The 24,505-nt window shown below is 62.7% G+C and carries 30 protein-coding genes; 15 read left to right on the forward strand and 15 right to left on the reverse strand.

The features are described 5' to 3' along the window. Positions 1–34 precede the first annotated feature (34 nt). The gene (locus AC1RM7_RS10225) at positions 35–238 is read right to left on the reverse strand and encodes a hypothetical protein (RefSeq protein ID WP_244434465.1); all 204 of its coding nucleotides are present in this window, start codon (positions 236–238) and stop codon (positions 35–37) included. Between the two features lie 208 nt (positions 239–446). Here AC1RM7_RS10225 and AC1RM7_RS10230 point away from each other — a divergent pair, with 208 nt between their 5' ends. After that, on the forward strand, positions 447–692 hold the full coding sequence (locus AC1RM7_RS10230; protein WP_006021998.1) for a hypothetical protein: 246 nt from the start codon (positions 447–449) through the stop codon (positions 690–692). Between the two features lie 2 nt (positions 693–694). Here the strand turns inward: AC1RM7_RS10230 and AC1RM7_RS10235 are convergent, their stop codons facing one another. Continuing rightward, positions 695–1,750 carry an acyltransferase family protein gene (locus tag AC1RM7_RS10235; protein ID WP_024919991.1) on the reverse strand — a complete coding sequence of 352 codons (1,056 nt, stop codon included), beginning with the start codon at positions 1,748–1,750 and terminating at the stop codon, positions 695–697. Positions 1,751–1,940: 190 nt separating this feature from the next. On the opposite strand from AC1RM7_RS10235, the gene AC1RM7_RS10240 reads away from it, so the two are divergent. Next, positions 1,941–3,035 (forward strand): HD domain-containing phosphohydrolase, encoded by a 1,095-nt coding sequence (locus AC1RM7_RS10240; protein ID WP_024919990.1) that lies wholly within the window; start codon positions 1,941–1,943, stop codon positions 3,033–3,035. 106 nt (positions 3,036–3,141) lie between these two features. After that, the gene (locus AC1RM7_RS10245) at positions 3,142–4,149 is read left to right on the forward strand and encodes a Bug family tripartite tricarboxylate transporter substrate binding protein (protein ID WP_024919989.1); all 1,008 of its coding nucleotides are present in this window, start codon (positions 3,142–3,144) and stop codon (positions 4,147–4,149) included. Here AC1RM7_RS10245 and AC1RM7_RS10250 read toward each other — a convergent pair. Beyond that, positions 4,136–4,717 (reverse strand): TetR-like C-terminal domain-containing protein, encoded by a 582-nt coding sequence (locus AC1RM7_RS10250; RefSeq protein WP_006022002.1) that lies wholly within the window; start codon positions 4,715–4,717, stop codon positions 4,136–4,138. The two genes, AC1RM7_RS10245 and AC1RM7_RS10250, sit on opposite strands and share 14 nt — an antisense overlap. A 98-nt stretch (positions 4,718–4,815) precedes the next feature. Beyond that, positions 4,816–5,265, reverse strand: a complete 450-nt coding sequence (locus tag AC1RM7_RS10255; RefSeq protein WP_024919988.1) for a tautomerase family protein — start codon at positions 5,263–5,265, stop codon at positions 4,816–4,818. 114 nt (positions 5,266–5,379) lie between these two features. On the opposite strand from AC1RM7_RS10255, the gene AC1RM7_RS10260 reads away from it, so the two are divergent. Further along, on the forward strand, positions 5,380–5,859 hold the full coding sequence (locus AC1RM7_RS10260) for a MarR family winged helix-turn-helix transcriptional regulator (protein ID WP_024919987.1): 480 nt from the start codon (positions 5,380–5,382) through the stop codon (positions 5,857–5,859). A gap of 48 nt (positions 5,860–5,907) precedes the next feature. Continuing rightward, on the forward strand, positions 5,908–6,288 hold the full coding sequence (locus AC1RM7_RS10265; RefSeq protein ID WP_024919986.1) for a tautomerase family protein: 381 nt from the start codon (positions 5,908–5,910) through the stop codon (positions 6,286–6,288). 11 nt (positions 6,289–6,299) lie between these two features. Here AC1RM7_RS10265 and AC1RM7_RS10270 read toward each other — a convergent pair whose 3' ends face one another. Further along, on the reverse strand, positions 6,300–6,563 hold the full coding sequence (locus tag AC1RM7_RS10270) for an accessory factor UbiK family protein (protein ID WP_006022006.1): 264 nt from the start codon (positions 6,561–6,563) through the stop codon (positions 6,300–6,302). 180 nt (positions 6,564–6,743) lie between these two features. Between AC1RM7_RS10270 and lgt the strand changes: the two genes are divergently transcribed. From lgt to proC, 8 genes are all read left to right on the forward strand, one after another. Continuing rightward, positions 6,744–7,592, forward strand: a complete 849-nt coding sequence (gene lgt / locus AC1RM7_RS10275; RefSeq protein ID WP_024919985.1) for a prolipoprotein diacylglyceryl transferase — start codon at positions 6,744–6,746, stop codon at positions 7,590–7,592. Between the two features lie 51 nt (positions 7,593–7,643). Next, the gene (locus AC1RM7_RS10280; protein ID WP_024919984.1) at positions 7,644–8,753 is read left to right on the forward strand and encodes a class I SAM-dependent methyltransferase; all 1,110 of its coding nucleotides are present in this window, start codon (positions 7,644–7,646) and stop codon (positions 8,751–8,753) included. Then, on the forward strand, positions 8,750–9,517 hold the full coding sequence (gene pgeF, locus AC1RM7_RS10285; RefSeq protein ID WP_024919983.1) for a peptidoglycan editing factor PgeF: 768 nt from the start codon (positions 8,750–8,752) through the stop codon (positions 9,515–9,517). Before AC1RM7_RS10280 ends, pgeF begins: the two co-directional genes overlap by 4 nt. Positions 9,518–9,669: 152 nt before the next feature. Beyond that, a complete protein-coding gene (locus AC1RM7_RS10290; protein ID WP_492837877.1) occupies positions 9,670–10,284 on the forward strand; it encodes a hypothetical protein in 615 nt (204 codons plus the stop codon). A 174-nt stretch (positions 10,285–10,458) separates the two neighbouring features. Further along, on the forward strand, positions 10,459–11,412 hold the full coding sequence (locus AC1RM7_RS10295; protein ID WP_024919981.1) for a ribose-phosphate pyrophosphokinase: 954 nt from the start codon (positions 10,459–10,461) through the stop codon (positions 11,410–11,412). Positions 11,413–11,575: 163 nt separating this feature from the next. After that, positions 11,576–11,743, forward strand: coding sequence for a hypothetical protein (locus AC1RM7_RS10300; RefSeq protein ID WP_492943887.1), 168 nt, complete (start codon positions 11,576–11,578; stop codon positions 11,741–11,743). A 94-nt stretch (positions 11,744–11,837) separates the two neighbouring features. Next, positions 11,838–12,338 (forward strand): type III secretion system chaperone family protein, encoded by a 501-nt coding sequence (locus AC1RM7_RS10305; protein ID WP_024919980.1) that lies wholly within the window; start codon positions 11,838–11,840, stop codon positions 12,336–12,338. Positions 12,339–12,511: 173 nt separating this feature from the next. Then, a complete protein-coding gene (gene proC, locus AC1RM7_RS10310) occupies positions 12,512–13,348 on the forward strand; it encodes a pyrroline-5-carboxylate reductase (RefSeq protein ID WP_024919979.1) in 837 nt (278 codons plus the stop codon). Here proC and AC1RM7_RS10315 read toward each other — a convergent pair whose 3' ends face one another. The 3 genes from AC1RM7_RS10315 to AC1RM7_RS10325 are packed head-to-tail and all read right to left on the reverse strand — an operon-like array spanning position 13,349 to position 16,015. Continuing rightward, the gene (locus AC1RM7_RS10315; protein ID WP_006022014.1) at positions 13,349–14,737 is read right to left on the reverse strand and encodes an ATP-binding protein; all 1,389 of its coding nucleotides are present in this window, start codon (positions 14,735–14,737) and stop codon (positions 13,349–13,351) included. 19 nt (positions 14,738–14,756) lie between these two features. Further along, complete coding sequence (locus AC1RM7_RS10320) at positions 14,757–15,443, reverse strand: response regulator (protein ID WP_006022015.1); 687 nt, start codon at positions 15,441–15,443, stop codon at positions 14,757–14,759. A 35-nt stretch (positions 15,444–15,478) separates the two neighbouring features. Continuing rightward, positions 15,479–16,015, reverse strand: coding sequence for a MarR family winged helix-turn-helix transcriptional regulator (locus tag AC1RM7_RS10325; RefSeq protein ID WP_024919977.1), 537 nt, complete (start codon positions 16,013–16,015; stop codon positions 15,479–15,481). A 308-nt stretch (positions 16,016–16,323) separates the two neighbouring features. On the opposite strand from AC1RM7_RS10325, the gene AC1RM7_RS10330 reads away from it, so the two are divergent. Further along, positions 16,324–17,445, forward strand: coding sequence for a branched-chain amino acid aminotransferase (locus AC1RM7_RS10330; RefSeq protein ID WP_006022018.1), 1,122 nt, complete (start codon positions 16,324–16,326; stop codon positions 17,443–17,445). Between the two features lie 144 nt (positions 17,446–17,589). On the opposite strand, the gene prmB is transcribed toward AC1RM7_RS10330, so the two are convergent. From prmB to uvrC, 5 genes are all read right to left on the reverse strand, one after another. Continuing rightward, the gene (gene prmB, locus AC1RM7_RS10335; RefSeq protein ID WP_024919976.1) at positions 17,590–18,612 is read right to left on the reverse strand and encodes a 50S ribosomal protein L3 N(5)-glutamine methyltransferase; all 1,023 of its coding nucleotides are present in this window, start codon (positions 18,610–18,612) and stop codon (positions 17,590–17,592) included. Beyond that, the gene (locus AC1RM7_RS10340; RefSeq protein ID WP_024919975.1) at positions 18,612–19,076 is read right to left on the reverse strand and encodes a molybdenum cofactor biosynthesis protein MoaE; all 465 of its coding nucleotides are present in this window, start codon (positions 19,074–19,076) and stop codon (positions 18,612–18,614) included. Before AC1RM7_RS10340 ends, prmB begins: the two co-directional genes overlap by 1 nt. A gap of 7 nt (positions 19,077–19,083) precedes the next feature. After that, on the reverse strand, positions 19,084–19,335 hold the full coding sequence (gene moaD, locus AC1RM7_RS10345; protein WP_006022022.1) for a molybdopterin converting factor subunit 1: 252 nt from the start codon (positions 19,333–19,335) through the stop codon (positions 19,084–19,086). Continuing rightward, positions 19,332–19,946 carry a CDP-diacylglycerol--glycerol-3-phosphate 3-phosphatidyltransferase gene (pgsA, locus tag AC1RM7_RS10350; RefSeq protein WP_006022023.1) on the reverse strand — a complete coding sequence of 205 codons (615 nt, stop codon included), beginning with the start codon at positions 19,944–19,946 and terminating at the stop codon, positions 19,332–19,334. The genes moaD and pgsA overlap by 4 nt, the downstream gene beginning before the upstream one ends. Positions 19,947–20,033: 87 nt before the next feature. Beyond that, positions 20,034–22,091, reverse strand: coding sequence for an excinuclease ABC subunit UvrC (gene uvrC, locus AC1RM7_RS10355; RefSeq protein WP_024919974.1), 2,058 nt, complete (start codon positions 22,089–22,091; stop codon positions 20,034–20,036). 262 nt (positions 22,092–22,353) lie between these two features. On the opposite strand from uvrC, the gene AC1RM7_RS10360 reads away from it, so the two are divergent. Further along, positions 22,354–22,983: an outer membrane protein gene (locus tag AC1RM7_RS10360; protein ID WP_006022025.1), complete on the forward strand. Its 630-nt coding sequence runs from the start codon at positions 22,354–22,356 to the stop codon at positions 22,981–22,983. Positions 22,984–23,061: 78 nt separating this feature from the next. On the opposite strand, the gene AC1RM7_RS10365 is transcribed toward AC1RM7_RS10360, so the two are convergent. After that, positions 23,062–23,277 (reverse strand): cold-shock protein, encoded by a 216-nt coding sequence (locus AC1RM7_RS10365; protein WP_006022026.1) that lies wholly within the window; start codon positions 23,275–23,277, stop codon positions 23,062–23,064. 279 nt (positions 23,278–23,556) lie between these two features. Continuing rightward, entirely contained in the window at positions 23,557–24,417 is an 861-nt protein-coding gene (locus AC1RM7_RS10370) for a 23S rRNA (adenine(2030)-N(6))-methyltransferase RlmJ (protein ID WP_006022027.1), read from the reverse strand. Positions 24,418–24,505 lie beyond the last annotated feature (88 nt).

Below are 24,505 nucleotides of genomic sequence, written 5' to 3' on the forward strand. Positions count from 1 at the left end.
GCTTTTTCCGACGCCGGGATCAGGCCATCAGCCCTCAGATTGAGGAAATTGCCGGCGTTCCACCTGGCGACAGCCCTGCCAGCCAGTCTTCAGAGTCTGCCAAGGCATACAGCGCGTCGCGCTTGCGGAGCAGGTCCGCGCGCTCGTTTTCGCTGGTCGCCGATGCGGCCATCTTCTCACAGCGCGCTGCCCATTCGCGCAGTTCAGCGGAATTATTGTTGAGCATCGAAATATCCAATCAGACGTGAGCGCCCCTCCTGAGCCAATATCGCACTGAACGAACCATGTTACAAGACTTAACTAATTGAAATTATAGGAGTTTTTTACTAATTTTGGGATTCCGCAGCGGGGTGGGGAACTTTGTCCACGTGAGTGAATTGAGTAATTTACTAACCCATCGTCTCGCCAAGACCTTGGCAGCAAAGCGCCCCCCACAGGAGGCTAAAATGAGCGATTTGCGCGGCGAACGCCTGCAGATCATGCTTTCGCCTGAGGAATTGTCCGCGGTCGACGACTTTCGCTTCAACCACCGGATGCCGACCCGGGCCGCCGCCGTGCGGGAACTTCTCAAGCTGGGTCTGGCGTCTGCCGGCACCGTGACCCGTACGGGAATGAAATCCAGCGACTATGGCGTGCTCGGCAGCAGCGCCAGCGGACCCGGCGTTGGGGACGGCACTGACGGTGCTGATTAGCATCAGGTCACTTGTCGCGCAGCGGTTGGCGGCACACGCCGGACCGCCGCCCACGCGTTCCTGGAAGCAGCAACGAGCGGCCGCTCAATCAGATAATAAACCGCCACTCCCGCCACGACGCTGCCGAGGCAACCTGCAAGAATAAACTCGCCGGTCAGCAGCGGCTGTGCATCCAACCCCGACAACATGACCGCGCTCTTTACAACGGAGAGCACGACGCCGTGGGTAAGATAAATCGAATAGGATGCGTCGCCCAGCAACATCGGCAAGCGCCAGACCCTCAGTTTCGGCTCAAGAGAGAGCGCGCCGGTCACGATCAGGAACGCCGGCAGGCCCCAGTGAAACAGTCGCGCGAAGCCGGTACTGGCCGCCGAAAGCATCCCGGACGTCAACAGCAAACCGCAGCCGACGGCGAGCAGGAATACGGCAACAGCCGGGCGCGGCAACGCGTTGCGCTCATACATGATGCCCAGCAGACATCCGATCATGAACTCGATGAGCAGCGGGCTGGTGTAGGTCAGCCCGATCGGCCCCGATGGCGAGACCAGCAGCGGCAATGCCGCCAGCGCCCCCAGGATTGTGCAAACCAACAACGCGCGGTGTCGCCTCGCGATGAAAAGAGCGAAAGCAAACACCGCATAAAAGAACATCTCGAAATTCAGCGTCCATCCGGCAATCAGCAGCGGTTGGATTTCTCCCGTTCGCGGCGAGACGAACGGGATGAACAGCAGGGACCGGACGAGATTCCACAGCGAGGGCACTGTTGCGGGATCGCGGAAGATCAGCCAGCCGCCATAGAGCAACAGCGTCATCGTCCAGTAGAGCGGCACGATACGGATGATCCTGGTCACCGCGAAGGATGCCGGCGTGGTTCGCTCCGACGCCGTGGTGATCCACATGATGAATCCGCTGATGACAAAGAAAATGTCGACGCCGGCCGCGCCGAACGGCAGTCCACCGAAATTGAGATACTCCTCCGCCATGCCGTCGGCATGGAAAAACACCACCATCAGGGCGGCGGCGGCGCGCAGGTACTGGATCGACAGAATCTTCGGCATGGCCGGGGGCTGCGCTCTTTTACTCAATCGTTACCATCGCTACTCAGCTTTGATTAAAGATGCAGCCGGAGGAAGGCACGGTTGCGTGACGAGAGCCGGTAACCGCCGTTAAGGATAACTGTTAAGAGTCGGGAACCTGTTTTTCGCTACATCTGTGGAGTTGATACCTAACGCCCCGCAGAGGACGGACATGGCTGCTTTGGCAGAACTTCCGCAGACGTCGCGACGTCTGCTTCTCGCATCGGATTGTGAGGACCAAAGCGAAGACCTCGCGCGCATTCTGAGGAATGCAGGCAGCGTGGAAACGATTTCCATTTTCGACCTGCCCGATCATCCGGCCAGCGATTTCGCCGGTGTCATTATCGACATCGATCTCACCTCGGCCACCGCCGTGCAGCGCGTGCGCAGCAAGCTCACCGGCAAGGACTATCAGCCCCTGCCCCGGCTGTTCGTTCTGGCCGACGCGCTTCACCACGGATCGGCGCAGGCCTGGGCGCTCGGCGCCACCGACACCATCCAGCGGCCGTTTCATCCGGAGAGCATCCTGCACCGGATCCGCCAGGTCTTTCCGGAGACGCCGGAAGACGAACGCACGACCGACGCGCGCATCCTGAGCACCGGCGTCACCGCCGCGCTGGTCGTGATGTCGAAAATCTTCCGGCGGCTCCCCGCCGGCATTCCACTTTCGTTCGACGATGTGATGCAGGCGGAAACACAGATCCTGCGCGCGCTGAAACGCTGCTCGCTGCGGCAGTGGCTGATCGCGGTCAACAAGCATCACAACAAGAGCTATCGCCACACCCTGCATGTCACCGGCTATGCGGTTGCCTTCGCCCATCATCTCGGCATGCGCGAAGACGACCAGCGCCGCCTGACCCGCGCGGCGTTGCTCCACGATGTGGGCAAGGCGTTCATTCCCGTTCCGATTCTCGAAAAAATCGGCGTCCTGACCGACGAGGAGAACGCCGTTCTCGCGCAGCACACCCAACTCGGTTACAACGCGCTGAAAGAGCAGCGCGGATTTCCCGGCGAGGTGCTCGACGTCGTCCTGCACCACCATGAAATGCTCGACGGCACGGGCTACCCGAAGGGCCTTGAGGGAGAGCGCATCAGCGACATCGTCCGCATCATCACGCTGGTCGATACCTACGCGACCCTGCTTGAGCCCGACGCCGAAACATCCGCGATGACGCCCGAACAGGCCTACGGAATCATGGAATTGATGGGGGGCAAACTCGACGGCGCGCTGCGCCAGGCCTTCCGCCCGGTGGCGCTCGGGACCTGAGCGTCCGCATTTCCTTCGTTGATTTATCCTGCCGACACGATTAGGTGCACTTGCAACTAATTCGGGACGCGTGCCGGCATCGCATCGGCCGCGCAGGAGGACTCCCATGCCGATCGAAACGCTGACCCGCCGCGCATTCATGACAGCCGCCGCAGCATTTGGCGCGAGCCTGTCCGCTCCCACCGGTCTGGCTGCCCCGGCCTGGGCGCAGGCTGCCTACCCCGCGCGGCCGGTTCACCTCATCGTCCCCTACGCAGCCGGCGGCGGCACGGATTTCTTCGCGCGGCTGGTGGCGGCGTCGATGAGCGGCACACTCGGACAGCAGATTGTGGTGGAGAACCGCCCCGGCGCCGGGACGCAGATCGGCGCCGAAGCTGCGTCGAAGGCCGAGCCCGATGGTTACACGTTCCTGCTTGGCGACACCTCGACCTACGCCTCCAACAAAAGCCTGTACCAGAAGCTTCCGTACGATCCGCAGAAGGACTTCGCGCCGATCTCGCTGACCGGACGCTTCGCCATCGTGCTGCTGGTCAACACCGACAAGCTCAATGTCAATTCGGTGCAGGCCCTGATCGATGCCGCGAAGAAAGCGCCCGGCGCCATCGACTATGCGAGCGCCGGTGTCGGCTCGCCGTTCCATCTGGCCGCGGAACTGTTCGCGCAGTCATCCGGTATCAAGCTCAATCACGTTCCCTACAAGGGCGCGGGCCCGGCATTGCAGGATCTCGCCGGCGGACAGATCGGAATGATGTTCGTCGATTTCGCCACAGCGCGGTCGCAGCTCAACCTGAAATCGATCAAGGCGATCGGCGTGTGTTCACCGGGCGAATTCTATGGATTGCCGGGAGTTCCCGCCGTTGCCGCCGCGGTTCCGGGCTTCGAGGCATGGGCGTGGCAGGGCTTTTCCGCACCGGCGAAAGTCTCGCCCGACATCATCGCGAAGCTGCGCGAGGCTTATCTCAAGGCGGTCAACGATCCCGCGATCAAGCAGAAGCTGATCGATGCCGGGATCGATCCGTTGCAAAGCACGCCGCAGGAGATGGCGGGCTATGTCGCATCCGAAACCACCAAGTGGGAGAAGGTCATCAAGACCGCGGGGATCAGACTGGACTGACGCGTTCGGCTTCCTTCGCGTCCCGAAGCTCGCTCAAACCGCGAACGAACATCTCGACCGCGAAAACGTAGCTCTTTTGATATTCGATCGGGCGGGCGACCGGCGCCGACATTTCATTGATGACGAATCCGCGAACCAGGCTCTTGAGGATGCGGATCGCATGCCTGGCGGCCTCGCCACCGATTCCTGCCTCGCCAAAAACGCGGAGTACGACCAGAGCCAGTTGCCCCGCCGCCTTCTGATACTCGGGATTGTCGACATCCGGGTCGCGAAACGACGCAATGGCCAGGCCGGGACTGCCAAGCGAAAAACTGCGCATCGCATGCGCCATCGCACGGATCGCATCCAGGCACGTCTTGCCTTTGACAGCCTGTTCAATCTGCCGCTGAAGTCCCTGATAGCCCGCGATCGCCAGCGCCTGCTTCATCTGCGGGATGGTATCCACCTTGCCGAAGAAGGCCTCCATTTCCGTGACAAGGTCGGCGGCGATCTTCTTGTCCCATCGCGGTGCAGGCGCCTTGATGACGCGTTCAACCTCGGAGAAACGTGTGCGATCGAATGGAGTCACAGCTAAGCCTCGCAACCAGATCGAGATTCTGGACCGGATTGGTCAACGTCCTTGGCGCAAAGCCGAAGCGTTTCGATTCAAATGGTCGGCATGGGCCGTCACAAGACCCTGACCCCTGCTTTCCCAAGCTGTGACTGCTTCTCAGGCGTGATGGCCTTTCGCCATGCGTCTTCCGCGCCGGGTTCGGGAAGGAAGCGGCCGAATTCGATCATCTGCGGTGCGTCGATGTCCTGGATGTAGAACCAGACATCCTCCGCGCCAACGCCCGCGGCCGCCCGCACCTTGTCGGCCGCCTCGCCCATCAGCTTCTGTTTCACATCGATTCCTCGCCCCGAACGGATCATGCCGTGGACGAAAACGTGCGGATGCGCGTTAGGCTTGCCGCCGATGAAATGTTCGCCGTTCTCGAGGGCGCGGAAGATCACCTGCGCAAAGAACGCCGGCGCACCGGTTGCGGCATGATGGGCCGCGGTGATCGCCTCGGCGATCTGCCCTTTCTGAGCGGCTGAGAGCGACAGGTTTGCCGTCGTCACGGTGTATGTCGGCATCGGTTCCTCCGGATTTATGCAGTATCCATTCTGCCCGCGGAAAGTGACGATATATAGATGCATATGCAAGCTTTATTTATTGTATATGCATCTAATGTCGCGTAGGCTGTGCCGATGTTCACCGATTGCTACTGTACCCAGTTTCGCCGTTCCTCGCGGGCCTTGACGCGCCTCTATGATGCCGCGCTCAAGGATCACGGCATCCGTATCACCCAGTTCTCGCTGCTGCGTGCACTGCGCCGCCTCGGTGGCGCGGCGACGTTCAGCGAACTCGCCGAAGAGGTCGTCCTCGACACCACCACCATTTCCCGGAACGTGAAAGTTCTCGCGGCCAACGGCTGGGTCAGCTTTCAAAACACCGACGACGGCCGCGAGAAAAAGATCCGCCTGAGCAGCGCCGGCGGCAGGAAGATCGATACCGCGACATCAAGCTGGCAGGTCGCACAGGACCAGATCCTTGGGTCCGCCAAGGAAATCTTCGCCGCCCGCAAGGGCGATCCGCTGATCGACACACTTGAAAAGCTTCAGGCGCTCTCTGGCGCAACCGATCCTGAAGAGCCGGTTGTCGAGCGCAAAACGCGCAGGAAAGCCTGACGCCACTGCCACGCGCGATTTATTTTTCACGACAAAGGAATAAGCCTCATGCCGCTCGTACGCATCGATCTCGCCAAGGGAAAGTCAGCCGAGCACCGCAAGGCCATCGGCGAGATCATCTACACGGCGATGATCGAAACCATCAACGTTCCCGCCGACGACAAGTTTCAGGTCATCACCGAGCATGCGCCGGAAGATCTGAATTTTCCGAAAAGCTATCTCGGCATCGAATACAGCAAGGACATCGTCTTCATCCAGGTCACGCTGAACGGTGGGCGCACGGTGGAGATGAAGAAGGCCTTCTACAAGCGCATCGCCGACGACCTGCATGCGCAACTTGACATCCGCCGCGAGGACGTCTTCATCAATCTGGTGGAAGTCGCGAAGGAAAACTGGTCGTTCGGCAACGGCATCGCGCAGTACGCGTGACGGCTCCGGCCTCACGTCTCCGCGACGGGACCGAGCTTCTTTTCCAGCGCGGTGATGCGCGTCTTCAGTGCCTCGTTCTCCTCGCGGGCGAGGCGCGCCATATCCTTCACCGCCTCGAATTCCTCGCGCTTGACGAGATCGAGGTCGCGCAGGATGCGCTCGGCCTGGCTGCGCACCACGGTTTCGATCTCGCGCTTCACGCCCTGCGCGGCGCCCGCGGCATCGTTCATCAGGCGAGCGATCTCGTCGAAAAAGCGGTTGCTGGTCTGGGTCATCATGAAACTCCGAGGGCCGAATACCGTGTTTAGCTTGCCCAGACAATGGTGATGGCCTTGCCGGGACGCAAGATGTAAGAAACACGTGAATTGTTAAACGCGCATTCCTGTCGCAAACCGGGGCTACTTTTCGCGGAATAGACGCCAGGATTCGCGCCCCCCGCCGGACACCGCCAGTTCATGTTTCTGACCATCGCGTTCCCCGTCTTCGACCCCATCGCCATCGCCATCGGGCCGATCGCGATCCGCTGGTATGCGCTCGCCTATATCGGCGGCATCGTTCTGGGGTGGCTCTATGCGCGCAAAATCATCCGCAGTGAGCGGCTGTGGGGCGGCAAGGCGCCGTTCACGGTGACGGATTTCGACGATTTCATCCTGTGGGTGACCCTCGGCATCATCCTCGGCGGCCGCACCGGTTATGTGCTGTTCTACAATCTGAGTTTCTTCACCCAGCATCCTGCGGAAATCTTCAAGCTGTGGACCGGCGGCATGTCGTTCCATGGCGGTTTCATGGGCTGCGTGATCGCGGTGCTGCTGTTCGGATGGAAGCGGAATATTTCCGTGCTGTCGCTCGGCGACGTGACCTGCGCGGTCGGCCCGATCGGCCTGCTGCTCGGGCGGCTGGCGAACTTCATCAACAGCGAGTTGTGGGGCCGCACGGCGGATGCGAGCGTCCCCTGGCGGATGGTGTTTCCGAACGGCGGACCGCTGCCGCGTCACCCAAGCCAGCTCTATGAAGCGGGTCTTGAGGGCGTTGTTCTCTTCATCATTCTGGCGCTGCTGATCCGGGGCGGCGCGCTGAAGCGCCCGGGCCTGATCATCGGTGCGTTCGCCGCGCTCTATGGCGTCGCGCGCATCGTCAGCGAGTTTTTCCGCGAACCCGACCAGCAACTGGGATTTCTCTGGGGCGGCCTGACCATGGGCATGATCCTGTCGGTCCCGATGATTGTCGCCGGCCTCATTTTTATCGGGGCTGCATGGCGCCGCGGGCCGCGCACGGCGGGTGACGGCGCTGCCAAAGCGGCTTAATAACGTAAGATCATATTTAAATTAGCGATTCCCGATTTCCGAAAGTTCGCCGTGTCCGATTATTCGCCGCTTGAAACCCTGATCAGAAAGCAGATCGCCGCGAACGGCCCGATGCCGGTGTCGCGGTACATGCAGATTTGCCTGACGCATCCGGAATACGGCTATTACCTCAAGCGCGATCCGCTCGGCCGCGACGGCGATTTCATCACCGCCCCCGAAGTCAGCCAGATGTTCGGGGAACTGGTCGGACTGTGGGCGGCGTCGGTGTGGAATGCGATGGGCATGCCGCAGGAGGTCAAGTTCATCGAACTCGGACCCGGCCGCGGCACCATGATGGCGGACGCGCTGCGCGCGGTGCGGATTCTGCCGGCGTTCCATGATGCGATCACCGTGCATCTGGTCGAGGCCAGCGAGCGGCTGCGCGACAAGCAGCGCGAGAAGCTTGCCGATGCAGCTTATGTCGAGTGGTACGACCGGATCGAGGACATCCCGGACGGACCCGCGATCATTCTGGCCAACGAGTTCTTCGATGCGCTGCCGATCCATCAGGCGGTCAAACAGGAAACCGGATGGCACGAGCGCGTTATCGAGATCGATGACGACGTTCTCGCCTACGGCATCGCCAAGGACCCGATCCCGCGCTTCGAGGTGCTGCTGCCTCCGCTGGTGCGTGCCGCGCCCAATGGCGCGATCTTCGAATGGCGGCCCGACAACGAGATCATGACCATCGCGCGCCGGCTCCGCGATCAGGGCGGCGCGGCGCTGATCATGGACTACGGCCATCTGCGCAGCGATGCGGGCGATACCTTCCAGGCAGTCGCGCGGCACAACTACACCAACCCGCTGCGCAACGCCGGCCTTGCGGACCTCACCGCACATGTGGATTTTCAGGCGCTCGCCCGTGCCGCCGAGGATGTCGGCGCGCGCGCCCACGGCCCGGTCGAGCAAGGCGTATTCCTCAAGAGCCTGGGCATCGAGACCCGCGCGCAGGCGTTGATGAAGAATGCGACCGAAGACGGCCAGAAGCTGATTACCGCAGGATTGGCCCGCCTCACCGGCCCGAGCCCGGAAGGAATGGGCTCGCTGTTCAAGGTGCTCGGCATTTCGCACCCCGCCATCGCAACGCTCGCAGCGCTGTCCGAGCAGGACACGAAATCATGACATTTACGTCGTCGCTGTTGTCGGCTGTGCCGGGTCTGCGCCACGCATTCTTTTCGCGCGAGGGCGGCGTCTCGGCAGGCATCTATGAGAGCCTCAACGGCGGCATCGGCTCGCATGACGATCCGGCGCATGTCATCGAAAACCGCCGGCGCATGGCCGAGCATCTCGGCGTCGCGCCGCCGCAATTCCTCACCGTATTCCAGATTCACTCGCCGGATGTCGCGGTCGCCACCACGCCGTGGGACACGGCATCGCGCCCGCACGCCGATGCGATGGTGACGAAAGTGCCGGGACTGGCGCTCGGCGTCACCGCCGCCGACTGCGGACCTATTCTCTTTGTCGATCCGCAGACACGCGTGATCGGCGCCGCGCATTCCGGCTGGAAGGGCGCCATCGGCGGCGTGCTTGAAAATACGATTGCCGCGATGGAAGGCCTCGGCGCATCGCGCGCAAACATCATCGCCGCGATCGGCCCGCTGATCCGGCAGCAGAGCTACGAGGTCGGTGCGGAATTCGTTGCACGCTTTTCAGAAGGCGCGCCCGACAACGCGCGCTTCTTCGTGCCGTCAACACGCGCTGGCCACGCGATGTTCGATCTCGCCGGCTATATCCGCCAGCGGCTGGAGCGTGCGGGCATCCTGATGATCGACGATGTCGGCATCGACACCTATGCGGACGAGCGCTTCTTCAGCTACCGCCGCACCACGCACCGCAAGGAACCGGACTACGGCCGCAACATCCACGCCATCGTGCTGGACGGCTAAAAGCTCGGATTTGGCTCAAATACCGGCGGCCCTGGTCGCCGCTTGCAAACCCTGCCCGCAGCCTGCCCTAGACGTTAACGCTCATTAACGATATCGCTGGACCGAACCTCGCCGGGCAGGGCAAAACCCGCCGGCGAGACATCGGGGCGGGCATGGATTTCACCGGGCGAACAATCACTTGGGCAGCGCTGCGGGTTGCGCGGGCGCCCCTGTTGCTGGTCCTGCTGAGCCTGACTGCCGCCTGCACCACCAACGGCTCGGGCCCGGTTGCCACCACCTCGTCGTTCGGCCCCACCGTCGCCTTTGAATCCGTGGACGGCCCGCCGCCGCAGGTTTTCGACCGGCTGGTTCGAGCCCTCGAAACCGAATCCACCGCCCGCAGCTTCACCATCGTGTCCCGCGAAGCGCAGGCCTCCTACCGGGTCCGCAGCTATCTGTCTGCGCAGGTCCGGCGCGGGAGGACCACCATCGCCTGGGTCTGGGATGTCTACGACCGGGATCAGGAACGCGCCGTCCGCCTCAGCGGCGAGGAACCCGCCGGCAAGGGCGGCCGCGACGCCTGGGCCATGGCAGATGACCAGTTGATGCGCCGAATCGCGCTCGCCGGCCTGAACGGCCTCAATGGGTTGATCAGCGGGACCGCCCCGGCGCAGGACCCTGCCCCGGCCGCGCCCCGAACCTCCGGTCCTGCCATCGCGCAGACCGACGAGAATCGGCCTGAATCAGGCCCCGGACGAATGCAGACGCTGGCGTTCAGCGCCCATTAGGGATGCGGACGCAGTTCTGAGCCGGTTTTTGCAGGAAAAACCGAGGCTTTGTATTGCCAGCCTCGTCATCTCCTTGTTATCACGCGCGCCTGCGAAGACGTCAGGCTCCGGTTCCGTTTCATAGGCAGCGATATGTTGAAAAGCGTTTCCCCCACATCGCGAGGAGAGGCTGCAATTTCAGCGAAGAATGGCTCCATCAAGCTGGTAGCCGGCAATTCGAACCCCGAATTGGCTGCCGAGATTTCCTCCGTGCTGGGCGTGCCGCTGACCAAGGCCAGCGTGCGCCGCTTCGCCGACATGGAAATCTTCGTCGAGATTCAGGAAAACGTCCGCGGCTCCGACGTCTTCATTATCCAGTCGACGTCGTTTCCGACCAACGACCACCTGATGGAATTGCTCATCATCACAGATGCGCTGCGCCGCGCTTCCGCGCGCCGCATCACCGCCGTGATCCCTTATTTCGGCTACGCGCGGCAGGACCGCAAAGCCGGCGGCCGCACCCCGATTTCGGCCAAGCTGGTGGCCAACATGATCACCCATGCCGGTGCGGACCGGGTCATGACGCTCGATCTCCATGCCGGCCAGATCCAGGGCTTCTTCGATATCCCGACCGACAACCTTTATGCCTCGCCGCTGATGGTGCGCGACATCAAGGAGAAGTTCGACCTCGCCAACGTCATGGTCGTGTCGCCGGACGTCGGCGGCGTGGCACGCGCACGCGGCCTCGCCAAGCGGATCAACGCGCCGCTGGCCATCGTCGACAAGCGCCGCGAACGCGCCGGCGAATCCGAAGTCATGAACGTGATCGGCGATGTCGCCGGCTACAACTGTATCCTGATCGACGACATCGTCGATTCCGGCGGCACGCTGGTGAATGCCGCCGACGCGTTGCTCAAATACGGCGCCAAGGAAGTCTCGGCCTATCTCACCCATGGCGTTCTGTCGGGAGGTGCGGTCGCGCGCGTCACCTCATCCCGGCTCAAGGAACTGGTGATCACCGACTCGATCCAGCCCACTGAAGCGGTGCGTAAGGCTCCGAACATCCGCGTGCTCTCGGTCGCCACCCTGATCGCCGAAGCCATCGGCCGCACCGCATCCGAAGAGTCGGTGTCGAGCCTGTTCGACTGAACGGCCCATTTTCAAAAATATTTTTTCTCGCCCTGCACGCGCAATGAGTCTGCGCGACTCGTGCCGCGCGAATCCGATTCCGTTTTGTTCTCACACCCGTCGGATTTGAAACACGAGTCAGCCGCGCGTAAGTTCATGCGCGGACTCATGAATTGGCGCGACGATGCATTTCATCACCGCATGTCACGCTTACCTGTTGAAGAGACAGGAAATTAACCCTTTGCCTGTGGACGGGATTCGTGGCGGCGTTGCGCGTCTTGCGCAAATCACCGATCAATCTTGTCACAAGGTTGCCGTTGCGGCGCACGATCCGAAAGCCGGGTCGTCATGATCGTAAACGGAGAACTTGCAGCGACAGTTCTCGCTCGTTCTTTGCGTTTCGTTCAGGCGTTTCACATCCCACACCAGCAGAGGGTGAAGGCAGCATGTCCCATCTGGACATCATAACGGATTCGCAAAGCAGCCCGCTTTCGGTCGTCGAGGAGATCGCATCCTCCAACGACTGGTCGTTCGAACGCTCGGGTCACGACGAAATCACCATCCTCACGCAGGGACAGTGGACCGACTACCAGTTGTCCTTCACCTGGATGGGCGACATCGACGCGCTGCATCTGGCCTGCACATTCGATATGAAAATTCCCGAGGCGCGGCGCAGCGAAGTGCAGCGCCTGATCGCCGCGATCAACGAGCAATTGTGGATCGGCCATTTCGATGTCTGGCTCACCACCGGATCGATCATGTACCGGCAGGCGCTGATCCTGCCGGGCGGCATGACCGCCACGCCCGCGCAGTGCGAACTGATGCTCGAAGGGGCGCTGCATGCCTGCGAGCGCTACTATCCGGCGCTGCAATTCGTGGTCTGGGCCGGCAAGACCGCCGCGGAGGCCATGAGCGCCGCGATGTTCGATACCGCAGGCGAGGCGTAAGGCTTCACTTCATCCAGGGCGCGCAACACACCCGAGATGTCGTCCCCGCGAAAGCGGGGACCTATCTTTCGATCCGCGCACGCTGCGACAGCTTGTTGCGCCCCCGCTCATTCAATAGAACTCTGTGGTTATGGGTCCCCGCTTTCGCGGGGACGGCCCGAGTGGATTGAGTCATGGCAACATCAACTTCCTCCGACGCGCTGAAAAACTTCACAGGCTCACTCGTGCTCGCGGGTGCGGGCAAGATGGGCGGCGCGATGCTGTCCGGCTGGCTGGACGGAGGACTCGACGCCAGACGCGTGACCATCATCGAGCCATTCCCGTCGGACGACACCCGCGATTTCGTCGCGCGCGGCGTGCGGCTGAATCCCGAGACGAAGGACATCGGCACCGCTGAAGTGCTTGTACTCGCGGTGAAACCGCAGATGTTTCGCGAGGCCGGACCGCAGTTGAAGCCGCTGGTGGGCTCATCGACCCTCGTGGTCTCGATCATGGCGGGAACCACCATCGCGGCCCTCACCGAGGTTTGCGGCGGCAAGGTGATCCGCGCCATGCCCAACACACCGGCCGCGATCGGACGCGGCATCACAGTCGCGGTGCCGGCGGACGGCGTTGCGCCGGATCAGCGCGCTATCGCCGATGCGTTGCTGCGCGCCACCGGCGGCGTCGAATGGGTCGACGACGAAGCGCTGATGGATGCGGTGACCGCCGTATCCGGCTCGGGTCCGGCGTATGTGTTCCTGCTTGCCGAAGAACTCGCACGCGCCGGCGTCGCCGCCGGATTGCCCGAAGCACTGGCGACAACGCTGGCGCGGGCAACCGTCTCAGGCTCCGGCGAACTGCTCCGCCTGTCGGATCTCGACAGCGCGACCCTGCGCAAGAACGTCACCTCGCCGGGGGGCACCACGGCAGCCGCACTGGAAGTGCTGATGGGCGCGAACGGCTTTCAGCCGCTGCTGACGAAAGCGATTGCGGCTGCGACGAAGCGCTCAAAGGAACTGGCGAAGTAATCAGACCGGCACGCGCACCGTCGCCCGCAGACCGCCCATCGGGCTGTCGCCGAGCGTGATGTCGCCGCCATGGGAGCGCGCGATGTCGCGGGCAATCGCAAGACCGAGGCCCGTGCCGCCCTCGTCCTGATTGCGCGCATCGTCGAGCCGCAGGAACGGCTTGAAAACTTCCTCCCGCATCTCGACCGGAATGCCCGGACCGTCGTCATCCACCGTCACCGTCAGATAGCGATGATCGCGATGGCCGGTGATCGCAATGGCATTGGCGTGACGCCCTGCATTCGACACCAGGTTCGCGATACAGCGCTTGAAGGCCGCGGGCTTCACGATCACCACCGGCATGCCGTGGAACACAACCGTCGCCGCGTGACCATGGCGCTCGGCGTCGCTGCGCAATTCTTCGAGCGCCTGCTCCATGTCGGTCGGCTGCGCCTGCTCGCCGCTGTCGCCGCGCGCGAAGGCCAGATACGCCTCCAGCATGCCGCTCATCTCATCGACGTCCTTGCGCATGCCCTCGACTTCCGGGCTGTCGCCGATCAGCGCCATCTCAAGCTTGAAGCGGGTCAGGATGGTGCGCAGATCGTGGCTAACGCCGGCCAGCATCGCGGTGCGCTGCTCGATGCTGCGCTCGACGCGGGATTTCATTTCCATGAAAGCGAGCGCTGCGCGGCGAACCTCGCGCGCGCCGCGCGGACGGAAATCCGGCACCTCGCGGCCCTTGCCGAAACTCTCCGCGGCATCCGCCAGCCGCAGGATCGGCTTGATCTGGTTGCGCAGGAACAGCACCGCCACGATCAGCAGGATCGATGACGTGCCCACCATCCAGAAGATGAAGATCTCCGAGTTCGACGCATAGGCCGCGCTGCGCTGGGCGAAAATTCGCATTACCGTGTCGTCGAGCTTGATGCGGATTTCCACCAGCGACGAGCGGCCGACGGTGTCGATCCAGAACGGGCGCGCGATCTGGCGGCTGAGCTGCACCGACAACGTTTGATCCAGCAGCGAGAAGAACGGCTTCGGCCCCGGCGCCGGCATGTCATTGACCGGCAGGAAGTCCACCACAAGGCCAAGCCGCTGCTGCGCGATGCGCTTGATCTGGGTGCGGTCCTTGTCCTGCGGATAGGACCTGTAAACGTCGATCAGCGCGGAGATGTCCTGCACCACGGCGGCGGACAGCCGGCGGGTCACCGTGTTCCAGTGCCGCTCCATGAACACGAAGGCGACCACCGATTGGAGGATCACCATCGGCACGATGATGATGAGCAGGGCGCGGGCATATAGCCCCTTCGGCATCAGCTCCTTGAACCATTGGCCCAGCCATTCGCTGGCGCGTGACACGCGACGCGACGCGGTACGAATGAACGTGAGACCTGTGTCGAGCGTACTCATAACAATGCGCCCGGTCCGGTCACGGCGACGCCACGAGACGATAGCCGATGCCGCGCACCGCCTGCAGGAACAGCGGATTGGCCGGATCGCGCTCGATCTTGCGCCGCAGGCGGTTGATCTGAACGTCCACCGCGCGCTCGTTGACCGAGCCGTCGCCGCCGGTCAGTGCGCCGCGCGGCACGGTCTCGCCCGGCGTCGCGCTGAGAATACGCAGCATGTCGCGTTCGCGGTCGGTGAGATGGATGATCTTCTCGCCGTCGCGCAATTCGCCCCGCTCGAGATGATAGACGTAGGGCCCGAACGCGACGGACTCGATCGCAGGCGCCACCACCGGCGCAGCGCGCTTGAGAATGTTGGCGATGCGCAGCACCAGCTCGCGCGGCTCGAACGGCTTCGCCACGTAGTCGTCGGCCCCGATCTGCAAACCTTCGATGCGGCTCTCGGCTTCATGCCGCGCGGTGAGCATGATGATCGGCACTGCCGACGATGTGCGGATCGAGCGCGCGAGATCGAAGCCGGTTTCGCCCGGCATCATCACGTCCAGGATCAGGAGATCGAAATGCAGGCCGGTCAGCTTGGCGCGCGCGTCGGCGGCGCTCATGGCCGTGGTTACGCGATAGCCTTCGCCGGAGAGAAAGCGCGACAGCAGATCGCGGATACGGCGGTCGTCATCGACCAGCAGCAGATGCGGCGCATCGTCGGCCATCTGGCGGCCTGCTCGCTCCCGTATCGAGGTTTCTGTCACCTTGAATCCTTCACCGTCTTGCGGCTGCTCCGGAGAATTTCCTCCAGCACCTTGTCGGGATCGGTGTGGTCGATCATGCCCAGCAAAAACCGCCGCACGCTGTCGGCGTTCTCCGGCCCGATCGAGTCGAGCGCGCGGGTGATGCGCGCCGTCTGCAATCCGGCCAGTTTCGCTACAAGGGCCTCGCCCTTCGCCGTGGCGAAAAGAAGACGCTGCCGCCGGTCATTGTCGCCAGCCTTCTGAACGATATAGCCCTCGTCGAGGAGTTGCTTCAGGACACGTCCGAGCGACTGCTTGGTGATCCGCAGCACGTCGAGCAGATCGGCCACCTTCAGACCCGGATAGCGGGTCACGAAATGGACCACGCGGTGGTGGGCCCGGCCGAAACCGAACTCCTCCAGAACATGATCGGCGTCTCCGACAAAGTCCCGGTAGGCGAAGAACAGCAGTTCGATGATGTCCCAGCGCAAAGGGGTGGCCCCCGGCGTCGTGGGGCCGGTGGCGGCGTCAGTCGAATGCGCTCCTGCCTTCATAAATTTTATGTCAGCCATATTGACGTATATAGGTCTCAATGTTACAAAAATCGCAAGGACGACGAAATATTAGTTCGTTTCGTCGGTTATCCTTGATCCTTAAGTTCGCACAGAACATGCAGCGACGACGGGTCCAAGGACGCAATTTCTTTCTACGTGCGATTGTCGAGCGGCATTTCGGCAAACATACTGGACTTCGCGCCTTCCGCCAAAGCGGAAACCGGCCCTCGGGCCGGCGGGCCGGTGCCAGACCTCAAATCGACCAGCCCGCCGCCGCGTGGACTGAATTCAAGCCGGGAGAAGACCCAATGGGCATTTCGGGAGTTTCGTTCGAGAAAATCGATGGCACCGTTCTCATCGATTTTGAAACGCGGCCGACGCCAACTCCGACGCCGGATCAGGAGCGCATCGCCAAGCTCGCGGATCTCGGCTTCGGCCGGGTCTTCACCGATCACATGGCGGTGGTTCACTACAAGCAGGCGCAGGGGTGGCACGATGCTCGCGTCGAATCCCGCGCGAGCTTCCTGCTCGATCCGGCCACGGCAGTCCTGCACTACGCCCAGGAAATCTTCGAGGGCCTCAAGGCCTACAAGCGCGACGACGGCGGGGTGAACCTGTTCCGTCCCGACGCCAATGCGCGGCGCTTCCGGGATTCGGCCGATCGGATGGCGATGGCTCCACTGCCGGAGCATGTGTTCATCGAAGCCGTGGAGCAACTCGTGCGCATGGACCGCGAGTGGATTCCTGGCGGCGAAGGCAGCCTCTATCTGCGGCCCTTCATGATCGCGACCGAGGTGTTCCTCGGCGTGAAACCATCGGCGGAATACGTCTTCGCGGTGATCGCCTCCCCGGTCGGCTCCTACTTCAAGGGCGGCCCGGCCCCGGTGTCGATCTGGGTGTCGGAGAACTACACACGCGCCGCGATCGGCGGCACCGGCGCCGTCAAATGCGGCGGCAACTACGCTGCGAGCCTGCGCGCGCAGGCCGAAGCGATGCAGAACGGCTGCGATCAGGTGGTGTTCCTCGATGCGATCGAGCGCCGCTATATCGAAGAACTCGGCGGCATGAACGTCTTCTTCGTGTTCGACGATGGTTCGCTGCTGACGCCGCCGCTCGGCACGATCCTGCCCGGCATCACGCGGGACTCGATCATCGCTTTGGCAAAGGCGGCGGGCAAGACCGTGCGCGAGGAACCCTACACGATCGACCAGTGGCGCGCCGATGCTGCGAGCGGGAAACTGAAAGAAGCCTTTGCCTGCGGCACCGCGGCGGTGATCTCGCCGATCGGCAAGGTGAGATCCACGAGCGGCGAATTCACCATCAACGGCGGCGCTGCAGGCCCGGTCGCGATGGGGCTGCGCAAGCAACTGGTGGACATCCAGTACGGCCGCGCGGCCGACCCGCACAACTGGATCAGAAAGGTCCTGTAGCAAGCCTGGAGTAATCAGACGCTCTCGCGTGAATTGAGCACAATAAATCGTAATGGCCGGGCTCGTCCCGGCCATCTACGTCTTCAAGACAGCAACTTCAAAAGACGTGGATGCCCGGAACAAGTCCGGGCATGACAATAACGATTACAGTGCCTCAGCCGGAATCCAGAACACCTCGCCGTCAGAGTCTTCGGTGTCGAGCCACAGCAGCGGCAGGTTGGGATAGGCATCGCCGAGCAGGTCGCGGCCACGGCCGATTTCGCACAGCAGACCGCCGTCCGGATTCAGATGGTCCTTCGCCTCGTCCAGAATCCTGCGCACGAGGTCGAGGCCGTCGTCGCCGCCATCGAACGCGATGGACGGTTCATGCAGGCATTCGCGCGGCAGGCCCGCCATGCCTTCGGCATCGACGTATGGCGGATTGGTGATGATGAGGTCGTAGCGCGCATCGCCGATGGCGTCGAACAGATCGCCTTCGTAAAGCGAAATCCGATCCTCAAGACCGTAATCGGCGACATTGCGCGCAGCGACCGCCAGCGCATCCGGTGAAATGTCCACTGCATCGACGGTGGCATTGGGGAAACTCTGACACGCCAGAATAGCAAGGCACCCCGAACCGGTGCACAGATCGAGCACCCGTGTGATATTGCCCGGATCGTCGATCAGCGAGCCGCCCTCTTCCTCAAGGTCGCCGCCGAAATGCGAATCCAGCAGTTCGCCGATGAAAGAGCGCGGCACAATCACCCGCTCGTCGACATAGAACGGCAGACCGCGCATGTAGATCTTGTTGACGAGATACGCCGAGGGCTTCCGCGTGGTGATGCGCTTGTCGATCAGCGCAAGAAGCTTCGCGGCCTCATGCGACGTGACCCGCGCATTCGCGAACATCTCGAACTGATCGGGATGCAGATGCAGCGTCTCGCACACGATAAACGCCGCTTCCGCCACCGGATCGGTGGTGCCGTGGGCGAACACCAGTCCGGCCTCGACAAAGCGGCTGACACCGTAGCGCATCAGGTCGAGCAGCGTCAGCAGTTCGCCGGGCAGCACCTTCGGCGATGCTGGCTTCAAAAGCTTCTTCGTTGCCGTGCGCGCCGCGCCGCGCTTTGCGGAGGCCTTCTTCGCGGGTGCCTTCGCTGTCGGGGATTTTTTCGCTTTCTTCGCCATTACTTCTTCCACCGCGCTGCTGCATTGTCGTCATGAGCCTGCGCATCGACCCACACCTTGCTGTCCGCGCGTTCCTCGGATTTCCAGAACGGCGCATTGGTCTTGAGATAATCCATCAGAAATTCCGCGGCCTGAAACGCCGCCTCGCGATGCACCGACGCGGTCAGCACCAGCACGATGTTGTCACCGGGCACGACACGGCCATAACGATGGATCACGGTGACGCCGGTCAGCGGCCAGCGCGCAATCGCCTCGGACACATGCCGTCCGATCTCGGCCTCCGCCATGCCGGGATAGTGCTCCAGCGTCATCGCGGCGATCGCCTGAGCGCCCTCACCGCCGCGGCAGATGCCGGAGAAACTCACCACCGCGCCGATGTCGGTGTTGCCCCGGGTCAGTGCCGCGATTTCCGCGGCGATGTCGAAATCGGCGGACTGAATCCGGATTGTGACGGGCGTCGTCATGGGGAGGTTAACCGCCGGTCATCGGCGGGAAAAACGCGATCTCGCGAGCACCGGCGATCGCGGTGTCAGGCTTCACGTGGGTGTGGTCGATGGCGGCGCGTATGGTCTTCGGCGAAGCGAAAGCGTTGGCATATTCCTCGCCGCGCGCCACCAGCCACTGCATCAGATCGGAAACAGTGCGCACGCTCGCCGGCGGCTCCAGCGTTTCCTCGGCCTTGCCGACGCGTTCGCGCACCCATGCGAAATATAGAACCTTCACCGGTCTTCCTCGGTCAGATGATGGATACCCGCGCGGAGGTAATCCCATCCGGTGTAGATCGTGAGAATGGCCGAAATCCACAACAGCGTGATGCCGATCAGCACGGTCGGCGGCAGGATCATTTCGCCCGCCTCGCCTGCTATCAGAAACCCGATGGCCACGAGTTGCACCGTGGTCTTCCACTTCGCCAATTGTGACACAGGTACGCTGATCCGGATGACGGCGAGATATTCGCGCAGACCCGACACCAGAATCTCACGGCACAGGATCACGATGGCCGCCCACAGCGACCAGCCGCGAATGGTTTCGTCCGCCGCCAGCATCAAGAGGCAAGACGCTACCAGCAGCTTGTCGGCGATCGGGTCGAGCATCTTGCCCAGCGAAGACTGCTGGTCCCACATCCGCGCGTAGTAGCCGTCGAGAAAATCGGTGACGCCCGCGGCGATAAACACGAACAGCGCCACCCAGCGCAGCCACAGCGGCGCGCCCATGATGGACTGCGCATACATGCAGCCGATCACCACCGGGATGGCGGCGATCCGGGAGTAAGTCAGGATATTGGGCAAAGACAGCGAGCGCTTTGCTGGCTTCGGGGCGACGACACTGGTCATGACCTTACCAATACTGCGAAAGTGGCCGCGTCAACAGCCCGGCGGGCGCATTTCGCCCAACTCTAAATGCGGGCAACGGCGGGAGGTTCAGCCGCTGCCGGGATGGAAGAAATCGAAGATTTTACGTGCACTTTCAGCGCTCACGCCCGGAACCTTGCCGAGATCGGCCACCGAGGCCCGCTCGATTTCCTTCAGGGTCCCGAAATGATGCAGCAGGGCACGTTTACGTGACGGGCCGATGCCGGGAATTTCCTGCAATCCGGCTTCGCGGATGTCCTTCTTGCGCAGCTTGCGGTGCGAGCCGATGACAAAGCGATGCGCCTCGTCGCGCAGCCGCTGGATGAAGTACAGTACCGGATCGCGCGGCTCGAGCTTGATCGATGGACGGTCCGGCATGAACAGGGTTTCACGCCCCGCGTCGCGGTCCGGTCCCTTGGCCACCGCGATCAGCGAAACGTCGGTCAGGTTCAGTCCGGTGAAAATTTCGCGCGCGGCATTGAGCTGGCCCTGGCCGCCGTCGATGATCACAAGATCGGGCCATTGCGGCACGGCGTCGTCACTCGGCTTTTTTCCTTCGGCTGCGTCATTGATCAGGCGCTTGAAGCGGCGCTGCAGCACCTCGCGCATCATGCCGTAGTCGTCGCCCGGAGCTAAGCCTTCCGACTTGATGTTGAACTTGCGGTACTGGTTCTTCAGGAAGCCTTCCGGCCCCGCGACAATCATCGCACCGACCGCGTTGGTGCCCTGGATGTGGCTGTTGTCGTAAACCTCGATCCGTTTCGGCACGCGCGGCAGACCGAGCGCCGTCGAAAGGCCCTCGAGCAACCGCGTCTGGGTCGCGGTGTCCGCGAGCTTGCGGCCGAGCGCCTCGCGCGCATTGGTCAGCGCATGCGCGACAAGCTCCTTCTTCTCGCCCCGCTGCGGCGTCGAGACCTCGACCTTGGACCCCGCCTTGACGCTCAGCGCCTCCGCCAGCAGATCCTGATCGTCGACACGATGCGAGAGCAGGATCAGCTTCGGCGGCGGCTTGTCGTCATAGAATTGCGCCAGGAACGAGCCGAGCACCTCGCCAGCCTCGATCGACTTGTCGGCGCGTGGGAAATAGGCGCGGTTGCCCCAGTTCTGCCCGGTGCGGAAGAAGAACACCTCAACGCACGAATAGCCGCCTTCCTGATGGATGGCGAACACGTCCGCCTCTTCCACCGTGCGCGGGTTGATGCCCTGCTGCGACTGGATCGCGGAGAGCGCGGCAAGACGATCCCGGTAGAGCGCGGCACGCTCGAACTCGAGTTCGTGCGCGGCCTTCTCCATCTCGCCCGCGAGTTCCTGCTTCACCAGCCGCGAGCGGCCGGAGAGAAACTCATTCGCCTCGCGCACCAGTTCGGTGTAGCCGGGAAAATCGATCTCGCCCGTGCAGGGCCCCGAGCAGCGCTTGATCTGATACAGCAGGCAGGGCCGCGTCCGGCTCTCGAAAAATGAATCGGTGCACGAGCGCACCAGAAATGCGCGCTGAAGCGCCGTGATGGTGCGGTTGACCGCACCGACCGACGCGAACGGGCCGAAGTAACGGCCGGGCCGGGTCTGCGCGCCGCGATGCTTGACGATCTGCGGCGCCCAGTGATCGCCGGTGATCAGGATATAGGGAAAAGACTTGTCGTCGCGCAGTTGCACGTTGAAGCGCGGGCGCAGTTGCTTGATGAGATTGGCTTCCAGCAGCAGCGCTTCGGTCTCGGTCGCGGTGGAGATCATTTCCACATTGGCGGTCATCGCGATCATGCGCGCAATGCGCGCCACCTGACCGGTCGGCCGCGCATAGGATGCGAGCCGCTTCTTCACGCTCTTGGCCTTGCCGACATAGAGCACGTCGTTGGCCGCGTTGAGCATGCGGTAGACGCCGGGCGAGGTCGGGGCGAGTTTCACCGCGCGCTCGATCGCCGCGCGGCCGATGGCGAGCGTGCCTTCGCTGGCGACGTCCGCGGAATCGTCGATCGGTTCCGGCAGGCGCGCTTCCTCGTCTTCCTCGGCGGGAATCGAGGCCGGGTCCAGATCCTGTCCGCGCAGGTTCCGCGCGGAAGGCTCCTGCGGAGGCGCGTCCGGCCCCGGTTGATCCGGCGGCTGCGTCGGGTCGGAGGTGTCGTGAATCATGATCAGAATTTAGGAACGAGGAGCGATTTCATCCAGCAGGCACGGCCGCATCAGGGAACCGGATTCGGCGGCGGCACTGCCCCGCTTGTAACACTTTCTTAAGGATGTGAATGCGGTGGCGGGCGGCCTTAACGACCGCTTAACGTAAAACTCTCGATAAATTTTACGCAGAAAAAAGGTGGAATTCCGTAACCACACGGATCCGCAATGCCTCGAAAGACCCAACAACGGCCACGCCGGCGCGCGCGTGAGGAGAGTTAAGATGAGCAAGAAAATTTTTGGCGCGATCATCGCCGCCGCAACATGCGTGACCGCGTCCGCGCAAGCCGCCGACATCTATGGCCGCCGCCCCTATGCGCAGCCCTATACGGTCGCCCAGCCGCTCGCCAATAGCTGGATCGGACCGTACATCGGCGGCAATCTCGGCTACGGCTGGGGCGATGTGTCCAACAACGGCGCGAAGCCGTCAGGCGTCCTCGGTGGACTTCAGGCCGGTTACAACTGGCAGAACGGCGCGTGGGTCGCCGGCATCGAGGCCGATCTTCAACTCAGCTCGGCCGACGATACGTTCGCGCCGTGGAAATTCTCGAACCCCTGGTTCGGCACCGTGCGCGGCCGCGTGGGCTACGCCTTCAACAGCATCCTGCTCTACGGCACCGGCGGTCTCGCGTTCGGCGCGCTGAAGGCGCAGTTGCCGGGTGGCCTCTCGGAATCCAACACCTCGGCAGGCTGGACCATCGGCGCGGGCGCTGAATTCGCGCTGAACCAGAACTGGTCGGCTAAGGTCGAATATCTCTATGTCGATCTGAGCGACAAGAACTTCCTGATGACGGGCATGTCGAACGGCTATCAGTTCAGCACCGTCCGCGTCGGCGTCAACTACCGCTTCTGATCCGGACCAAATCCGCGATCCATCATCCCGGGCCTTGCGCCCGGGATTTTTGTTTCGGCCATGACGCCTGCGACATGCTCAGGGCGAAATCACGAGATTGACCGCCTTCGGTCCCTTGCCCTTTTTATCGGGCTCGACTTCAAAAGTGATACGCTGTCCTTCGATCAGGTCCTTCAGACCCGCACGCTCGACTGCGGTGATGTGCACGAACACATCGCGTCCGCCGTCATCCGGCTTGATGAAGCCGTATCCACGCTCGGCATTGAAAAACTTGACGACACCCATCATGGCCATCGGGAAACCCCTCCCCGCATTGCACCTCCGGTGCGCAACGCGCACCGGCTAGGCCCGGCATTCACTGCCGGAAAGCGGCGGCCTTGAAGGGCGCCTCCCAAAACCGGAAACACCCGAGGGCCTCTCGTCATTCCGCCGCGGCCATTCGCGGGCGCGGAACGTAAAAGCCGACCTTCACGACTGTAGCATAATACGGTTCCCGCCAAATTGGCCATGACGCATTTGGGTAAATCGTGCAGACAAATTCCAGGCACGCGCCAACCTCACGCGTGCAGTGCATCAGGCCCGCACGGCCTCGATCCGGAAGCGGCCAGCCCCGCCCAGTCCCAACGGCTTTTCGAGTTCGTGCAAAATTGCCTTCAATTCCCCGGCCAGAGTCCACGGCGGATTCACGATCAACAGTCCAGCAGACACCAATCCGGAGTCGGGTGTCTGCGGCGCGACGCTGAATTCGACACGCAGGCATCTGGCGTCACTGCTTCCAGCGTTCGCCACGCGCGCCACATGTTCGGCCAGTGTGTCGGTGGCGCGGCGTTCTTTCACCGGATACCAGAGCATGTAGATGCCGGTCGGCCATTTCGCGTGAGCTGCGCTGAAGCCGTCGGCCAGCCGCTTGAACTCGTCGCGGCTCTCGAACGGCGGATCGATCAGCACCAGCCCGCGCCGCTCGTTCGGCGGCACGAATGCCGGCAACCCGGTCCAGCCGTCGAGATCGACCACGCGCGCCTGCTCGTCACGGCGCAATGCGCTGATCAGTTGCTTGCGCGCATTGGGCTCCAGTTCGCAGGCGACCAGCCTGTCCTGCGGCCGCAGCAGCGCGCGCGCGATCAGCGGCGATCCCGGATAGGCGGTGAGATCGCGCTGCGGATTGAACGCGCGGACGATGTCGAGATAGGGCGCGACCAGCGCCATCACCGGTTCGGACAACCGCGCCTGCATCAGCCGCGCGATGCCCGTGCGCCATTCGCCGCCGCGCTCGGCTTCGCTGCCCGTCAGGTCGTACAGCCCGGCGCCGGCATGGGTGTCGATCACACGAAACGCGGCGGGCTTCTCGTGCAGATAGGTGAGGATGCGCGCCAGCACGATGTGCTTGATGACATCGGCGAAGTTTCCGGCGTGGAATGCGTGACGGTAGTTCATGGCGCGACAGTTACGACATCGCGCGATGAAAGTAACGAGTTGCGTGAGTGAATCCGTCATCCTGAGGTCCGAGCCCTTGCGCTCGAAG

Source organism: Afipia sp. GW822-FHT03D08 (assembly GCF_058801645.1).

Coding starts and splice junctions, on each gene's coding strand:
- AC1RM7_RS10230 (WP_006021998.1), top strand. CDS start 447: ATGAGCGATTTGCGCGGCGAACGCCTGCAGATCATGCTTTCGCCTGAG.
- AC1RM7_RS10235 (WP_024919991.1), bottom strand. CDS start 1,750: ATGCCGAAGATTCTGTCGATCCAGTACCTGCGCGCCGCCGCCGCCCTG.
- AC1RM7_RS10240 (WP_024919990.1), top strand. CDS start 1,941: ATGGCTGCTTTGGCAGAACTTCCGCAGACGTCGCGACGTCTGCTTCTC.
- AC1RM7_RS10245 (WP_024919989.1), top strand. CDS start 3,142: ATGCCGATCGAAACGCTGACCCGCCGCGCATTCATGACAGCCGCCGCA.
- AC1RM7_RS10255 (WP_024919988.1), bottom strand. CDS start 5,265: ATGCCGACATACACCGTGACGACGGCAAACCTGTCGCTCTCAGCCGCT.
- AC1RM7_RS10260 (WP_024919987.1), top strand. CDS start 5,380: ATGTTCACCGATTGCTACTGTACCCAGTTTCGCCGTTCCTCGCGGGCC.
- AC1RM7_RS10265 (WP_024919986.1), top strand. CDS start 5,908: ATGCCGCTCGTACGCATCGATCTCGCCAAGGGAAAGTCAGCCGAGCAC.
- AC1RM7_RS10270 (WP_006022006.1), bottom strand. CDS start 6,563: ATGACCCAGACCAGCAACCGCTTTTTCGACGAGATCGCTCGCCTGATG.
- lgt (WP_024919985.1), top strand. CDS start 6,744: ATGTTTCTGACCATCGCGTTCCCCGTCTTCGACCCCATCGCCATCGCC.
- pgeF (WP_024919983.1), top strand. CDS start 8,750: ATGACATTTACGTCGTCGCTGTTGTCGGCTGTGCCGGGTCTGCGCCAC.
- AC1RM7_RS10290 (WP_492837877.1), top strand. CDS start 9,670: ATGGATTTCACCGGGCGAACAATCACTTGGGCAGCGCTGCGGGTTGCG.
- AC1RM7_RS10300 (WP_492943887.1), top strand. CDS start 11,576: ATGCATTTCATCACCGCATGTCACGCTTACCTGTTGAAGAGACAGGAA.
- AC1RM7_RS10305 (WP_024919980.1), top strand. CDS start 11,838: ATGTCCCATCTGGACATCATAACGGATTCGCAAAGCAGCCCGCTTTCG.
- proC (WP_024919979.1), top strand. CDS start 12,512: ATGGCAACATCAACTTCCTCCGACGCGCTGAAAAACTTCACAGGCTCA.
- AC1RM7_RS10315 (WP_006022014.1), bottom strand. CDS start 14,737: ATGAGTACGCTCGACACAGGTCTCACGTTCATTCGTACCGCGTCGCGT.
- AC1RM7_RS10320 (WP_006022015.1), bottom strand. CDS start 15,443: ATGGCCGACGATGCGCCGCATCTGCTGCTGGTCGATGACGACCGCCGT.
- AC1RM7_RS10325 (WP_024919977.1), bottom strand. CDS start 16,015: ATGAAGGCAGGAGCGCATTCGACTGACGCCGCCACCGGCCCCACGACG.
- AC1RM7_RS10330 (WP_006022018.1), top strand. CDS start 16,324: ATGGGCATTTCGGGAGTTTCGTTCGAGAAAATCGATGGCACCGTTCTC.
- prmB (WP_024919976.1), bottom strand. CDS start 18,612: ATGGCGAAGAAAGCGAAAAAATCCCCGACAGCGAAGGCACCCGCGAAG.
- AC1RM7_RS10340 (WP_024919975.1), bottom strand. CDS start 19,076: ATGACGACGCCCGTCACAATCCGGATTCAGTCCGCCGATTTCGACATC.
- pgsA (WP_006022023.1), bottom strand. CDS start 19,946: ATGACCAGTGTCGTCGCCCCGAAGCCAGCAAAGCGCTCGCTGTCTTTG.
- uvrC (WP_024919974.1), bottom strand. CDS start 22,091: ATGATTCACGACACCTCCGACCCGACGCAGCCGCCGGATCAACCGGGG.
- AC1RM7_RS10360 (WP_006022025.1), top strand. CDS start 22,354: ATGAGCAAGAAAATTTTTGGCGCGATCATCGCCGCCGCAACATGCGTG.
- AC1RM7_RS10365 (WP_006022026.1), bottom strand. CDS start 23,277: ATGGCCATGATGGGTGTCGTCAAGTTTTTCAATGCCGAGCGTGGATAC.
- AC1RM7_RS10370 (WP_006022027.1), bottom strand. CDS start 24,417: ATGAACTACCGTCACGCATTCCACGCCGGAAACTTCGCCGATGTCATC.